The sequence below is a fragment of the Caballeronia sp. genome (genome assembly GCF_028292365.1).
GTDB lineage: Bacteria > Pseudomonadota > Gammaproteobacteria > Burkholderiales > Burkholderiaceae > Caballeronia.
In genome coordinates, this window is the sequence record NZ_JAQGMM010000431.1 from 1 (window position 1) to 15559 (window position 15559).

At 60.4% G+C, this 15559-nt stretch carries 11 protein-coding genes; 6 read left to right on the forward strand and 5 right to left on the reverse strand.

Features of this window, described 5'->3' with window-relative positions; genetic code table 11:
• The first annotated feature begins 414 nt into the window (after positions 1-414).
• The 5 genes from JWR14_RS25650 to JWR14_RS25670 all read left to right on the forward strand — a co-directional run bounded on the left by JWR14_RS25650 (position 415) and on the right by JWR14_RS25670 (position 8218).
• The gene (locus JWR14_RS25650) at positions 415-3273 is read left to right on the forward strand and encodes a 2-oxoglutarate dehydrogenase E1 component (RefSeq protein WP_299713936.1); all 2859 of its coding nucleotides are present in this window, start codon (positions 415-417) and stop codon (positions 3271-3273) included.
• Between the two features lie 217 nt (positions 3274-3490).
• Positions 3491-4804, forward strand: coding sequence for a 2-oxoglutarate dehydrogenase complex dihydrolipoyllysine-residue succinyltransferase (gene odhB, locus JWR14_RS25655; protein ID WP_299713939.1), 1314 nt, complete (start codon positions 3491-3493; stop codon positions 4802-4804).
• 103 nt (positions 4805-4907) lie between these two features.
• Positions 4908-6338, forward strand: coding sequence for a dihydrolipoyl dehydrogenase (lpdA, locus tag JWR14_RS25660; protein WP_299713942.1), 1431 nt, complete (start codon positions 4908-4910; stop codon positions 6336-6338).
• 107 nt (positions 6339-6445) lie between these two features.
• Positions 6446-7543, forward strand: a complete 1098-nt coding sequence (gene zapE, locus JWR14_RS25665; protein WP_299713945.1) for a cell division protein ZapE — start codon at positions 6446-6448, stop codon at positions 7541-7543.
• Positions 7544-7735: 192 nt separating this feature from the next.
• Entirely contained in the window at positions 7736-8218 is a 483-nt protein-coding gene (locus tag JWR14_RS25670; protein ID WP_299713947.1) for a transposase, read from the forward strand.
• Positions 8219-8350: 132 nt separating this feature from the next.
• Here the strand turns inward: JWR14_RS25670 and JWR14_RS25675 are convergent, their stop codons facing one another.
• From JWR14_RS25675 to JWR14_RS25690, 4 genes are all read right to left on the reverse strand, one after another.
• On the reverse strand, positions 8351-8824 hold the full coding sequence (locus JWR14_RS25675) for a DUF2147 domain-containing protein (RefSeq protein ID WP_299713950.1): 474 nt from the start codon (positions 8822-8824) through the stop codon (positions 8351-8353).
• A 171-nt stretch (positions 8825-8995) separates the two neighbouring features.
• Positions 8996-10699: a POTRA domain-containing protein gene (locus JWR14_RS25680; protein WP_299713953.1), complete on the reverse strand. Its 1704-nt coding sequence runs from the start codon at positions 10697-10699 to the stop codon at positions 8996-8998.
• A gap of 485 nt (positions 10700-11184) precedes the next feature.
• A complete protein-coding gene (locus JWR14_RS25685; RefSeq protein WP_299713956.1) occupies positions 11185-12687 on the reverse strand; it encodes a collagen-like triple helix repeat-containing protein in 1503 nt (500 codons plus the stop codon).
• Positions 12684-13166 carry a hypothetical protein gene (locus tag JWR14_RS25690; protein ID WP_299714017.1) on the reverse strand — a complete coding sequence of 161 codons (483 nt, stop codon included), beginning with the start codon at positions 13164-13166 and terminating at the stop codon, positions 12684-12686. The genes JWR14_RS25685 and JWR14_RS25690 overlap by 4 nt, the downstream gene beginning before the upstream one ends.
• 82 nt (positions 13167-13248) lie before the next feature.
• Between JWR14_RS25690 and JWR14_RS25695 the strand changes: the two genes are divergently transcribed.
• A complete protein-coding gene (locus tag JWR14_RS25695) occupies positions 13249-14382 on the forward strand; it encodes an IS701 family transposase (protein WP_366144598.1) in 1134 nt (377 codons plus the stop codon).
• Between the two features lie 204 nt (positions 14383-14586).
• Here JWR14_RS25695 and JWR14_RS25700 read toward each other — a convergent pair.
• A protein-coding gene (locus JWR14_RS25700; RefSeq protein ID WP_299714020.1) for an IS5 family transposase occupies positions 14587-15404 on the reverse strand; the annotation gives its coding sequence in 2 pieces (ribosomal slippage) (positions 14587-15056 and positions 15056-15404; 819 coding nt in all).
• Positions 15405-15559: the final 155 nt, after the last annotated feature.

Sequence of the window (15559 nt, forward strand, 5' to 3'; positions counted from 1 at the left end):
GAACTGGTCGAAGTTACGCCGTTGTCCATCCGTCTGCGTAAGCGTTACCTGAAGGAGCACGAGCGCCGTAGCGCCAGCCGTAAGGGCGCAGTGGACTGATTCACGCGAATAATTCACACGAATCAGCGTGTTGGGAAAGGCCGCCTTCGGGCGACTTTTTTATTGGCTGAGCACGGCCTGATCCATGTGTCCCTTATTCGCGAAAGGTGCCTGCAAGCCCGCTGGATAAGCATCCTGGGTGCGGCTATCGGCGCGTCGACGTAATGATCTGTGCTATGCTAGAGGATGCATTGCCAGTTTTAGGTCCTTCCAAGCAGACTTGATTCGCGCAATCCGCTAAACGGTCAGGCCGTGTTGCGGAAGGTTGAGTAACCCGCTATTTCTCGAGAAACTCGAAGAAAGGTGAGCGTAAAAATGATGAAGAATTCCCAGCTGAACTCCTATTTGTTCGGCGGTAATGCCCCGTATGTTGAAGAACAGTACGAGGCATATCTCGATAATCCCGCGTCAGTGCCCGAGACCTGGCGTACCTATTTCGATGCGTTGCAGAACGTGCCTGCATCGGATGGGACGAATCACAACGACGTGGCCCACGGCCCGATCGTCGAATCGTTCGCGCAACGCGCGAAATCGAACGGCTTCGTGCCGCGCGAGAGCAGTGGTGATCTGGCGACCGCGCGCAAGCAGGTCTATGTCCAGTCGCTGATTGGCGCTTACCGTTTCCTCGGCTCCCAATGGGCCAACCTCGATCCGCTGAAGCGCCGCGAGCGCCCGGCCATTCCTGAGCTCGAACCCGCGTTCTACGACTTCACTGAAGCGGACATGGATCAGATGTTCCATGCACAGAACCTGTATTTCGGTTTCGAACAGGCTTCGCTGCGTGAAATCGTGAAGGCATTGCGTGACACGTACTGCGGCACGATCGGCGCCGAGTTCATGTACATCAGCGATCCGGAACAGAAGCGCTGGTGGAAAGAGAAGCTCGAATCGATCCGCTCCACCCCGAATTTCTCCCCCGACAAGAAAAAGCACATTCTTCAGCGCCTGACGGCGTCTGAAGGGCTCGAGCGTTTTCTGCACACGAAGTACGTCGGCCAGAAGCGCTTTTCGCTGGAAGGCGGCGAGAGCTTCATTGCGTCGATGGACGAAGTCGTGCGCCACGCGGGCGCTGCCGGCGTGCAGGAAATCATCATCGGCATGGCTCACCGCGGACGTCTGAACGTTCTGGTGAACACGCTGGGCAAGATGCCGGCTGACCTGTTCGCCGAATTCGAAGGCAAGCACGTCGATGACCTGCCGGCCGGTGACGTGAAGTATCACAAGGGTTTCTCGTCGGACGTTTCAACCGATGGCGGCCCGGTTCACCTGTCGCTTGCGTTCAACCCGTCGCACCTTGAAATCGTGAACCCGGTGGTCGAAGGTTCGGCCAAGGCACGTATGGATCGTCGCGGCGACATCGACGGCCTGCAAGTGCTGCCGGTCCAGATCCACGGCGACGCGGCATTTGCCGGTCAGGGCGTGGTGATGGAAACGCTGAACCTCGCGCAAACGCGCGGTTACGGCACGCACGGCACGCTGCATATCGTCATCAACAACCAGATCGGCTTCACGACGTCCGACCCGCGCGATGCGCGCTCGACGCTGTATTGCTCGGACGTGGCGAAGATGATCGAAGCGCCGGTTCTGCACGTGAACGGCGACGATCCGGAAGCGGTCGTGCTGTGCACGCAGTTGGCAATCGACTTCCGCATGCAGTTCCACAAGGACGTGGTTGTCGACATCATCTGTTTCCGGAAGCTGGGTCACAACGAACAGGACACGCCGGCGGTCACGCAGCCGCTGATGTACAAGACGATTGCGAAACATCCGGGTACGCGCGCGCTGTACGCTGAAAAGCTCGTGCAGCAAGGCGTGATCACGGCGGACGACGCTGACGGTTACGTGAAAGCGTATCGCCAGGCAATGGACGATGGTCATCACACGGTCGACCCGGTGCTCTCGAACTACAAGAGCAAGTACGCGGTGGACTGGGTTCCGTTCCTGAACCGCAAGTGGACCGATGCCGCTGACACGGCCGTTCCTTTGGCTGAACTGAAGCGCCTCGCGGACCGCATCACCACGGTTCCCGATAACTTCAAGGTGCATCCGCTGGTCGAGCGCGTGATCAACGATCGTCGCGCGATGGGCCGTGGCGAAGCAAAGCTCGACTGGGGCATGGGCGAGCATCTGGCTTACGCGTCGCTGGTGGCATCGGGTTACGCCGTGCGTCTTACGGGCCAGGACTCGGGCCGTGGCACGTTCACGCATCGTCACGCCGTGCTGCACGATCAGAACCGCGAACGCTGGAACGACGGTACGTACATTCCGCTGCAGAACATTGCTGAAGGTCAGGCGAAGTTCACCGTGATCGACTCGGTGTTGTCGGAAGAAGCAGTGCTCGGTTTCGAGTACGGTTATTCCACCGCGGAGCCGAACACGCTGGTCGCGTGGGAAGCGCAATTCGGCGACTTCGTGAACGGCGCGCAAGTGGTGATCGACCAGTTCATCTCGTCGGGCGAAGTGAAGTGGGGCCGTGTATCAGGCCTCACCATGCTGCTGCCGCACGGTTATGAAGGTCAGGGTCCGGAGCATTCCTCGGCGCGTATCGAACGGTTCCTGCAGCTTTGTGCAGATCACAACATGCAAGTGGTCCAGCCGACCACGCCGGCGCAGATTTTCCATCTGTTGCGCCGTCAGATGATCCGCTTGTTCAGGAAGCCGCTGATCGTCGCTACGCCGAAGTCGCTGCTGCGCCACAAAGAAGCGGTGTCGGATCTGTCGGAGCTGGCGAAGGGCTCGTTCCAGCCGATCATCGGCGAAGTGGATGGCACGATCGAGCCGAAGAAGGTCAAGCGCGTGATCGTGTGCTCGGGTCGCGTGTATTACGACCTCGTGGCGCATCGTCGCGAAGCGAAGGCGAACGACGTTGCGATCATCCGTATCGAGCAGTTGTATCCGTTCGCCCACAAGCAGTTCGACGCGGAAATCAAGAAATACGAAAACGCGAACGAAGTGGTCTGGGCACAGGACGAGCCGCAGAACCAGGGCGCCTGGTTTTACGTCGAGCATCATCTGCGTGAAGGCATGCGTGAAGGACAGAAGCTGGCTTACAGCGGCCGTCCGGCATCGGCATCCCCGGCAGTCGGCTATTACGCGAAACACTACGAGCAGCTGAAGGCGCTGATCGAAGGCGCGTTTGGCCGGTTGAAGGGCGCGCAGACGATCTCGAAGTAACGGCTGTGACCGGGGAGTGCCGCTGTTGGCGGCTCCCCGGTTTTTCGTGCGCTGTCCTGTGATTCGAGTTTCGATTTTGAACGTGGAATGCACAAGCAGCGCTCGCCATTGATTGGTTAGACGCGCTGCATTTACACGCTCTGGTCATCCAGAAATTGACGGCGTCGAACTCTCCAGGAATTGACGTTGTACCCAGATACATTCAGGAAAAAACATAATGTCTATCGTAGAAGTCAAGGTTCCCCAGCTCTCTGAGTCCGTGTCCGAAGGCACTTTGCTGACGTGGAAGAAGAAGCCGGGCGAAGCAATTGCCATCGACGAAATTCTCGTCGAAGTCGAAACGGATAAGGTCGTGCTGGAAGTGCCGGCACCGGCTGCAGGCGTGCTGGCGCAAGTGATCAAGCATGACGGCGATATAGTGACGGCCGAAGAATTGATCGCGACGATCGATACGGATGCAAAAGCGGGCGCAGCGCCAGTTGCTGCCGCCGCAGGCGCTGCCGAAGTGCAGCCGGCACCGGCCGCGCAACCGCAACAAGAAGCTGCACCGGTAGCGGCCAGCGCATCGGCCAGCGCGTCGGCTTCGAACACCTCGGCTTCGCCTTCGGCTGCGAAGATCCTGGCTGAGAAGAACGTCTCGAGCGACCAGGTTTCGGGTTCGGGCCGCGATGGCCGTATCACGAAGGGCGATGCACTGGCTGCAACGCAAGGCGCGCCGGCTGTTTCCGCTGCGGTTTCGGCGCCGGCTGCAAAGGCACCGGCTCCGGCCAAGGCTGCCAAGCCGTCTCTGCCGGACGTGAAGGCGCCGGGTGCTGACCAATGGCTGAAGGACCGCCCGGAGCAACGCGTTCCAATGTCGCGTCTCCGTGCACGTATCGCCGAGCGTCTGCTCGAGTCGCAGCAAACCAACGCCATTCTGACCACGTTCAACGAAGTGAACATGGCGCCGGTGATGGACCTGCGTAACAAGTACAAGGACAAGTTCGAGAAGGAACATGGCGTGAAGCTCGGCTTCATGTCGTTCTTCGTGAAGGCTGCTGTCCACGCGCTGAAAAAGTATCCGCTGGTGAACGCGTCGATCGACGGCAACGATATTGTCTATCACGGTTACTTCGACATCGGTATTGCTGTCGGTTCGCCGCGTGGTCTGGTCGTGCCGATCGTTCGCAATGCGGATCAATTGAGCCTGGCTGACATCGAAAAGAAGATTGCTGAATACGGCGTGAAGGCGCGCGACGGCAAGCTCTCGATCGAAGAAATGACTGGCGGTACGTTCTCGATCTCGAACGGCGGTGTGTTCGGTTCCATGTTGTCCACGCCGATTATCAACCCGCCGCAGTCGGCTATTTTGGGCGTGCACGCAACGAAGGAACGCGCGGTGGTCGAGAACGGCCAGATCGTGATTCGTCCGATGAACTACCTGGCACTGTCTTACGACCACCGGATCATCGATGGCCGTGAAGCGGTGTTGTCGCTGGTCGCGATGAAGGATGCGCTGGAAGATCCGTCGCGCTTGCTGCTGGACATCTAAGCTGTCGTTGGCCCTTTAAATCTGGCAGTAAAACCTTATTTGGGACTCATGGCGCGTTCGGTAGGCCCGGACGCGCCGTGTATCCAACAAGAGAAGGATAGTCATGTCCAAAGAATTTGATGTCGTCGTGATTGGTGCAGGCCCTGGTGGGTACATCGCGGCGATTCGTGCGGCACAGCTCGGCAAGTCGGTTGCGTGCATTGAAAGCTGGAAGAACCCGGCCGGTAACCTGAAGCTTGGCGGCACGTGTCTGAACGTGGGCTGCATTCCGTCGAAAGCGCTGCTGGCTTCGTCGGAAGAATTTGAAAACGTTTTGCATCACCTCGGCGATCACGGTATCAACGTGGGCGATGTGAAGCTCGATCTCACGAAGATGCTTGCCCGCAAGGAAGGCATTGTCGAGAAGATGACGAAGGGCATCGAGTTCCTGTTCCGCAAGAACAAGATCACGTGGCTGAAGGGTCATGGCAAGTTCACCGGCAAGACGGACGCCGGCGTGCAGATTGAAGTGAGCGGCGAAGCAGAAACCGAAACCGTGACGGCGAAGAACGTGATCATCGCCACGGGATCGAAGGCGCGCCATCTGCCGGGCATTCCGGTCGACAACAAGATTGTCGCGGACAATGAAGGTGCGCTGTCATTCGACGCCGTGCCGAAGAAGCTTGCCGTGATCGGCGCGGGCGTGATCGGGCTGGAACTGGGTTCGGTGTGGCGTCGCCTGGGCGCGGACGTCACGGTGCTCGAAGCGTTGCCCGCGTTCCTCGGCGCATGCGACGACTCGCTCGCGAAAGAAGCGGCGAAGCAATTCAAGAAGCAAGGTCTGGACATTCACCTCGGCGTGAAGATCGGCGAAGTGAAGACGACGGATTCGAGCGTTTCAGTGGCCTACACGGACAAGGACGGCAACGCGCAGACGCTCGACGCTGACCGTTTGATCGTGTCGATCGGCCGCGTGCCGAACACGGACAACCTCGGTCTGGAATCTATCGGCCTGAAGACGGACGAACGCGGTTTTGTTCCCGTCGATGACCACTGCGCGACCACCGTGCCGAACGTGTACGCGATCGGCGACGTGGTGCGTGGCCCGATGCTCGCGCACAAGGCTGAAGATGAAGGCGTGCTGGTGGCCGAAATTATCGATGGTCAGAAGCCGCATATCGACTACAACTGCATTCCGTGGGTGATCTACACCGAACCGGAAATTGCGTGGGTCGGCAAGACGGAGCAGCAGCTCAAGGCTGAAGGCCGCGAGATCAAGACCGGTCAGTTCCCGATGATGGCGAACGGCCGCGCGCTGGGTATCGGCAAGGCGGACGGGTTCGTCAAGATGATCGCCGATGCGAAGACCGACGAATTGCTCGGTTGCCACATCATTGCGGCGAACGCGTCGGACCTGATCGCTGAAGCGGTGGTGGCGATGGAGTTCAAGGCGGCATCGGAAGATATCGGCCGGATCTGCCATCCGCACCCGTCGTTGTCCGAAGTGATGCGCGAAGCAGCGCTCGCCGTCGACAAACGCGCGCTCAATATGTAATTGCGGCATCGTTTGAGCGGCAAGACGAAGGCGGGCGGGAGTTTTTCCCGCTCGCCTTTGTTTTATCCACGGCCTGTATCTTTCTTAGCCTTGAAAAACCTCGCACCATGAACGTCAACGAATACTACGAAAACGAACTGCAGACGCGGGGTTATCAATCGGACGCGGCGCAACTTGCGGCGGTCGAACGTTTGCAGCGCTGCTACGATGAGTGGGTGGCGTACAAGGCGCGCCGCTCGAATGCGTTCAAGAAGCTGATCGTGCATCCGGAGTTGCCGCGCGGCGTCTACATGTGGGGCGGAGTGGGGCGCGGCAAGAGCTTCCTGATGGACAGCTTCTTCGCGGTCGTGCCGGTGCAGCGCAAGACACGCCTGCATTTCCACGAGTTCATGCGCGAGGTGCATCGTGAGCTCGAAGAGTTGAAGGGCACGTCCGATCCGCTCGATGAACTCGCGCGACGCGTGGCGAAGCGTTATCGGTTGATCTGCTTCGACGAGTTTCATATCTCGGATATTGCCGACGCCATGATTCTTTATCGACTGCTCGACCGGCTGTTTGGCGCCGGTGTGCAGTTCGTGATGACGTCGAACTACGACCCTGACTTGCTCTATCCCGATGGTTTGCACCGCGACCGGTTGCTGCCCGCCATTGAGCTGATCAAGTCGAAGCTGGACGTGATTAATGTGGATGCCGGCACGGATTATCGTAAGCGTACTTTGTCGCAAGTGACTGCGTATCACACGCCGCTGGGCGCCGCCGCTGACAAAGCGCTGCGTGCCGACTTCGCGAAGCTTGCCGCGGTACCGGACGAAAGCCCGATCCTGCGCATCGAGAAGCGTGAACTGAAGGCGTTGCGCAAAGCCGATGGCGTGGTCTGGTTCGACTTCGCGACGCTCTGCGGTGGCCCGCGTTCACAGAACGATTATCTCGAGCTGGCGAGCCGCTTCCATGCGGTGATTCTCTCCGAGGTACCGAAGATGTCGCCGCGCAATGCGTCGGAGGCGCGGCGGTTTACGTGGCTGATCGACGTGTTCTATGACCACAAGGTGAAGCTGTTGATGTCGGCGGCGGTGCCGGCGGAAGAGCTGTACGTGGAGGGTCCGATGGCCAACGAGTTTGCCCGCACGGTGTCGCGGATTACCGAGATGCAGTCGAAGGAATATCTGGAGTCGGAGCGCCGGCTGGTGGACACCTCATTGACCTAGTTCGCTGACCTCGCTCGCTGAGGTGACACAGCGTTGGCCGAACGGCCGAATTGACAATGCGAGACTCATAATTTCGACTCGAGCTTACTGCTGTAAGGCTTTGGACCGTATTTCAAGATTCGGACATGTCTGATACCGGGGGTTCGGGCAGATCGGTATCTTCTAATCACTTACTTGTGATTGGAGAGAACCATGAAGCCTTACCGCGATATGTCCGACGAAGAATGGCAAATGGTCGCACCTTTGTTGCCAGAGTTGCGGCCCCGTTCAGAGTTGCGTGGACGCCCGCACGCCAACACGCGTGCCGTGCTTAACGGCGTGCTCTGGGTGATGTATAGCGGCGCTTCATGGTCAACGTTGCCGCGCAAATATCCGTCGTATCAGACGTGTCACCGGCGCTTCAAGGCATGGCACGACTCCGGTGTGCTTGGGCGTGTAATGCAGCAGTTGTTCGGCGTGGCGAGTGAAGGTTTGTATTCGTTGATGACCTCGCGCATGCGAGTGCCAACGGAGTTGCCTGAGGGATTGGGCGGCCATGCGATTGCGGCGGAAGCCACCCGGCAGGGCGAGATGCACGCCGACGCAAGGCCAGTGCTTATGCCACTCGTGCCGCTCGGACCGCTTACCCCGGAACCGGTTGAATACCCCCGGGACGGTGTGCGTCACGCAGCTTGACGGTGTGTGTCACGCGGCGGGATAAACGACGTGATACGCGTGCGAAGCTCGCTCGTGCACAAAAAACCCGGCTGGAGACTCAAGTCTCCAGCCGGGTTTTCTTTGTGCGTCAAGCATTCAAACACAGCGTTTCTACTGTTGTCGAACCCAGGTTTGCGAGCGTCCGAGCAGCGATACGCCAATGTATCCACGCACCACGAGCTTCTGTCCGCCATCGTCCAGGTGCATCTTGCATTTGTACAGCTTGCCGTTCTCGGGGTCGAGAATCTGGCCGCCGTCCCACGTATCGCCATCGGATTTCATGCCGTTGATGATGGTCATGCCTTTCATCAACTGGTCCTTGCGTGAATCCGTGCAGGCCGTGCAGCGGCGGTTCGGATCGTCATTGCTGCCGAGTCCGGTGAGGATCTTGCCGGTGAGTGTGCCGTCGCCGTCCTCGACGATTTGCACAAGCGCCTTGGGTTGACCGGTCTTGTCGTCGATGGTTTGCCAGAGTCCCGTGGGCGATGCCGCTTGCGCCATGCTTGCTGCAGCCGAGGCGAGTAGTGCACCGGCAAGCATGATGCGTCCGACATGCCGATGCGCGCGTTGGGTAAATCCCGTCATGCTTCCTCCTGGAGGTAAAACGTCTCTTGATATGTTGACCATGTTGTCATTATTGCCGGCTATGAACGGCTAGAGCGGGTGCTGCGTGCCGGACAGAATACGACAAAGCATGGGGAGCGTTTTGTACAAACCCTCTAGTCGGACAGGTTGTTCGACAGAGTCTGTCCCATGTCAGTTGAATTGGTAGGAGAAGGTCGCGTTTACGCGCGGGCTGCGCGAGCCGTTCCCTTCCACCGGAGCATCGCCAACCGGTTTCGCCAGCGATAAATCCAGGCTGTAGTACTTGGCATCGGAGATCCGGAAGCCCACGCCTATCGACGCCAGGCGGCTCGGTTTCGCACCGGCGGTGTGAAGATACGTGTGGGCAGTATCGACGGAAACGTAAGGCGTGAAGGTCTTCATGAACGCCAGTCCGATCGCAAACGGCCGGTTGATTTCCGCCGACGCGGCCCAGCCCGAATCACCCGATACTTCTCCCGGCTGATAACCGAGCGCGAAGCGTTGTCCACCAAACGCGATCTGCTCCGACGTCGGCAGGGAATCCGCGCTGTACTGCCCGGTTGCTGCAATCGAGGTGCCGATCTTGAACGGCCATTCACTGGTCTGCGAAACGGTGGCGCCCGTTCGCACGAAGGTGAGTGACGCGGGGTTGGTTGTGATAACGCCCGGAATGTTGGTGTCCGCCGACTTCGATGCGCCAAGCACATCGAACGCTTTCGCGACGTTCAGGCTCGCGCGCCGGACAGTTCCCGTATCCACGCCGGTGTAGTCGAGTTGCAACGTCGTCACACGCACTTGCGAACGCTGCCCAAGCTGGGCGCCTGTGATGGTGTTCTTGTAGCGGTCCTCATCGTGCGAGGCGTATGCGCCCACCGTGCCAATCAGGCTGCGCGTGTTGCTCAACACGAACGGATACGACGCCGACAAGCCTGCCTTGTCATTGATGACCGTGCGCTCGACGTAAGAGGGCAGGCCGGGGTTATCGACAGGATGTCCGTAGTAATGCGATGCATTTGCCTTGACGGTGAAACCATCGGTGCCTATTGGCGACGAGCCGTTGACGTCGAAAAAGGTTTGATCGTTGCGGCCCTTGGGCAGTAGCGCGGAGACACCCAGCGTCTCGCCTTGGCCGAGCAGGCCATTCTCCGTCGCGGTAACAATGCCTTGCACGCCGGGATGATTCATGTCGATGCCGGTCGCGATATTAAACGGCTTGCGCTCGACATCGAGGTCGAGCGTGGTCGCGCCGTCGGTGGTCTGCGGCGGCGCGACGGTGGCCGCGATCTTCACGCCGGGCGTGAGGCCCAGCACATTGACGTAACGTTCGAAGGTTTCTTGCCGTAACGGCCGGTCGGCGCGAATCCGGTCAGCGATCGCGCGGATGCGTTTTTCAGCGGTGCCGGGATCGCCCTTGATCTTGATATCGGCTACGTAACCCTCCACCACGGTGATGCGTACGACACCGTTTTCGAAGGTCTGCGCGGGCACGAAAGCAAAGGAGAGCGCGTAACCCCGTTCCTTGTAGAGCGCGGTCACGCCGTTAGCCATCTCCATTAGTTCGCCGATGGTGACGTCCTTGCCCACAAGCTGGGTGAAGCGTTGCGCGACTTCATCGAAGGGAAAGGCTTTTACGCCTTCCACTTCGATCGTTTGTGGCGTCAAGTGACGCGCGAGGAGTTCCTGGATGTGCGGGGTCTGAGGCTGGACATCGACGGTAACGGCAGGTGGTTTTTGCGGCGCGTTCACTTGCGGCAACGCGTCCAGTGGATTACCCGCCAGTGCGGGTCGCGCGAGCTGCCCGCTGGTCTGCGCTTGGGCGGCATGCGCTGCCACCGCCGCAAGCAGCAGCGTCCATTTCCATTCCTTGATATTCACGGTACGGCCCTCGTTGGCTTTTTTCGTGCGAACTGCGGAGGAGACCGGATCGACATGACCCGTGGTCCTGCTGCGTTCGTCATCGTTTGATGCTGGGTGCTGCTTCTATTGCATCTATTGCATGCCTCTGTACTACGGTTCTTTGTGGCCATAACCTTTGGCTATGTTTGTTCCTGTCTCGATCTATCCGGATTTGTCGGGTGTCCTTGCGGTTGTTGGGCGGTCTTTGAATACACGCAGAAAGTTGTCCTGGTGGATGCGAGACCGGCGCCGAGAGCGGCGCCGGGGAAGACGAAGTGTTTACCGGACACTGAAAGGATCATTGAGGGGTGTCGGTACCCGACCTCCTCGTCGCGAGGACGTAACGAAAGGATGCTTCAAACCGTGAACCCGAACTTGGGGCGGTCCGGGTCACGGACCCGATGGCCTCGAGTTATCGCTCCAGGTGACAAGCATCGAGGCCCAAGCTTCGCGGCAGCGTCATGTCACTTGTTATGCCCGCCTAGCAGACCGCCCAGCAGCGAGGTCACGCCGCCCAGCGGGTTGCCCGGCGAGCTGCTGCCCGCACCGCTGCCTGTGGTGCTCGACAGGCCCACGCCAACGCCTACGCCGGTGGTGGTCGTCGTTGCACCGGTCGACGGCGATTTCGTCGTCGTGGTCCCCGCGCCTACGCCTGCTCCTACGACCGTTCCAGTGACCGAGGCGAGCAGCCCGCCAACCGGGTTCGCTGCTCCCGTCCCCGTGCCTGATGCAGCGCCGGTCAGGGCGCCTGTCAGACCACCCACGAGGCTTGTCACCGGCGCGAGCGGATTGCCGCCCGATCCCGCCGCACCACCCGATGTCGCGTTGGTCAGCGCGCTCGTGGTGGCGCCTACTACGCCGGCTACAGGTGTAGCCACGCTGGTAGCGACTGCGCCTACGGTGTTCGTCAAGTTGCCGAGTAGGCCGGTGAGAGACGCGGTTGGGCCTGCCCCCGGTGTTGAACCGGCACCGCCTGCGACACTCGTCAAGCCGCTGACCAGGCCTGCAATGGGAGCCAACGGACCGGCAGCTCCCGGTGCGGCGCCAAGGCTTGAGACCGTGCTTGCCACGCCGCCGACCAGGCCTTTTATGGGAGAGAGCGCACCGGCTGCGCCGCCCGTGCCGCCAGCGCCTGTCAGACCTCCCGTCAAGCCACTCACCAGGCTCGTGACGGGCGCGGGTGGGCCACTCGAACCTGTCCCACCCGCGCCCCCTGTCAGGCCTGAGAGGATGCCTGTGACTGGCGAGAAGGGGTTGGTGCCCGGTGTGCCGTTCACAAGACCGCCGGCTGATGCGAGCGTGCTGCCCGCAGTGGACACGACACCGCCAAGACCGGTTGCAAGCGGATTGTTGCCCGTTGAAGCGACTGTGCTGCCCGTCGACTTGAGTACACCGCCGAGCATGGCGAGCAGATTGTCGGTGGGTGCGCCGAGGCCGGTTGCGGAGCCAGCGGTCTGCGTCAGCGCGCCGGCTAACGCGGTGATCGGTGTGATTGCCGTGCTGGCCTGCTGCGTGATCTGGTTGACTACGCCGGTAGAAAGCGTCGTGCCGAGTGCACCGCCGGTTTGCGTAACGGCGTTGCCGAGGGTACCTACCACGCTGCCCAACGGCGTTGTTACAGGGGCAAGCGGGGAGAGCGCGCCGCTGCCCACGCTGGTCACCAGATCGCCGGTACTGCTGATGGCAGCGCCGACTTGTTGAACCACATTGCCGGTGCTGGCGAGCGTCGTGCCCACGGGGTTAGCACTCGAACCAATCTGGCCGAGCCCTTGCGAGACGCCGTTACCCAGGGCATCGACTGCGTCGCCGAGATGCGAGACGACACCGCCTGCTGCCTGTGTTGTGCCGGTGCTGACGCCGGGAATGTTTGCGTTGCCGACTATCGTGCCTACGCCCGTCACTGCATTGCCCGCTGCAGATACAACGTTGCCCGCTCCGCCAAGCGCGGCCGCAACGGGGGTCGTCACCGAGGCACCGCCGCCTGTGCCGCCTCCGCTACCGCCGCCAGTTCCACCGCCTGAACCACCACCAATCCCGCCACCTGAACCGTCGCCAGTTCCACCACCCGTACCGCCACCGGTACCGCCGGTTCCTCCACCGTGCCGCCGCCAGCAACGACCGTCCCTCCGCCAGAGCCAGCGCCTCCACCGCCAGTGCCTATGCCTGCACCTGCACCTGCACCGGAACCGCCACCATCGGAGCCGGCGCCGGCGCCTGTTTCACCGCCGGCCGTGGTGCTCCCGCCGCCCTCACCCGAACTGCCTGTTCCGCTACCTCTACCGCCGCCGCTGCCGCCAGTGGTCGGTATCGCTCCGGATCCCGAACTGCGTAATTGTTTGCTGGTTGAGCCCGAGCCGCCGCAGGCGCCAAGGGTCAACATGGTCGCGATAGCCGCAGTGAAAAAGGTAGCGCGCAACGCGCCGCTCTGGATATGGATGGTCTTCATGACGCCCTCGGATGGTATTTAGTATTACAGCCGTAGATTTTTGTACTATAGTTAATTAGGATTACTACGTGTATATGAGCCTATGGAGACAGTTGCGAAAGCGTGGGAACGGGAACTGGATGTATTGCACGAGCGGCTGGGCGGCCTGTTCAGACGGCCCGAGCCTCGGCAGCGTACATTGGCGTACCTGAAGGGCCTGCTCGGCGCGATTGAACGCAAGAACGGCTGGCAACTCGCTGAGTGGATCGGCGAAGCCACGCCCGACGGCGTGCAACACCTGCTCGAGCGAGCGCAGTGGGATGCCTATGCTGCGCGCGACGTGCTGCGGGAATACGTCGTTGAACAACTTGGCGAGCGTGACACGGTACTCATTGTGGACGAGACCGGTTTCGTCAAGAAGGGGGAGCACTTGGCAGGTGTGCAGCGCCAGTACAGTGGCACGGCAGGCCGCATCGAGAACAGCCAGATCGGTGTGTTCCTCTGCTACGCGGGCCACGGAGGCAGCGCGTTCATCGACCGCGAACTGTATGTGCCGCAGGCGTGGACAGACGACCGTGCGCGCTGCGAAGCGGCGGGCATTCCCGAGTCGGTAGAGTTTGCGACGAAGCCGCAGATTGCCTGCAGCATGCTCGAGCGGGCGCTGGATGCTGGTGTGCCCTGTGGGTGGGTCACGGGTGACGAAGTGTATGGAGGTGACCGTCAGCTGCGGCTGTGGCTCGAGTCGCGCGCGCAACCATTTGTGCTGGCGGTCGCGAAGAACGAACCGCTGTGGTGGGAGGGTCCTACCTCTATGCGAGCCGACAAGATCGCACAAGCTCTGCCAGCACGGGCATGGCGACGCCTATCCGCCGGTGCCGGAGCCAAAGGCGAGCGCCTGTATGACTGGGCGCTCACGCCGCTATGGCGCCTGCAGATTACCGCCGAAGAGCGTCGCTTCGGGCATTATTTGCTGGTGCGGCGCAGCCTTGATGAGAAACGAGAGCATGCGTATTACGTCGTATATGCACCGCGCAGCAAGGCCACGCGGCAGACGCTGGTCAACGTCGCTGGCCGGCGCTGGGAAATAGAGGTGGGGTTTGAGGCGGCCAAAGGCGAATGCGGTCTCGATCAGTATGAGGTGCGCCGGTGGCAGGGTTGGTACCGGCACATCACGCTGGCTTTGCTGGCTCACGCAGCGCTCGTCACCCTGCGGGTACAAGGCAAAAAAAACACCTGACGGTTCGGTGCCGCTAACCGTGCAGGAGATCCGCCGACTGCTTTGCCGCTTGTTATGGCGTGGTGCTCATTCAATCGAGTACGTGCTGTCGTGGTCCACATGGCGGCGCAGGCATCAGTACCGCGCCCAGCAATACCATTACCGGCGCCGCGGTTGCGTACCACCAGGTTCTTTGCATCTACGGCTGTAGTATTAGAGGCGGTTTCAAAAAGGCTGAGTAGATCGCTTAAGGGTGCTCCAGCAGATGAGGCACGCCGCGAACTTCAGGAAGGCTTCATGGATCTTGGCAAGTCGCTCATAGCGGACTCGAAGACGATGGAAATTATGGAACCAAGCATGAGTACGTTCGACTACCCATCGGTATTTTCCGAGGCCACTGCCATGCTCGGTGCGGCGCTTGGCAAGAACGGGTTTGATACCCCGATCGCGCAATTTTCGCCGGTGTGCTTCGGAGTCGTATCCGCGATCGGCATAGACGACTTGAGGCTTTTGCAAAGGGCGCCCGCGGATACCACGAATGGGCGGAATCGCGTCAATGAGCGTCAACAATTGTGTGACGTCATGGCGATGTGCACCGGTCAAATTGATCGAGAGCGGCACCCCGTTTGCGTCGGTAGCAACATGGTGCTTGGAGCCCGGTCGCCCACGATCTACGGGGTTCGGCCCTGTTTTTGGCCCGCCCCGATAGCTCGCACGGTAGACGAATCGAGATTCACGCGTGCGAGGTCGATTTGGTCGGCTGCACGTAACTCGGCAAGCATCAGCTCGTGCAATCGATCCCACACGCCGGCTTCTTGCCAGTCGCGCAAGCGGCGCCAACACGTCACGCCAGAGCCGCAACCCATTTCGGCGGGTAGATCGCGCCAACGCATCCCGGTGCGCAACACAAACAAAATGCCGCTCAATGCGGCGCGATCGGGTATCGGCTTGCGACCCGGGTACTTCTCGCGTCGAGGCTTCGGCTGTGGCAGTAAGGGTTCGATTCGTTTCCACAATTCGTCGTCAATGATTGGCTTGTCCATCCCCTTGACCTCGTCGTCACGACGACCAAGGTTAACAGCATGTCCATGAAGTTAACAGCCCCCTTCACGTCTTTTTGAAACCACCTCTAAGTACGCTCACATTACCTTATGCAGGCCGCTAACTGACGGTCTGTTGCGCCACAGCGCTCAGAAGC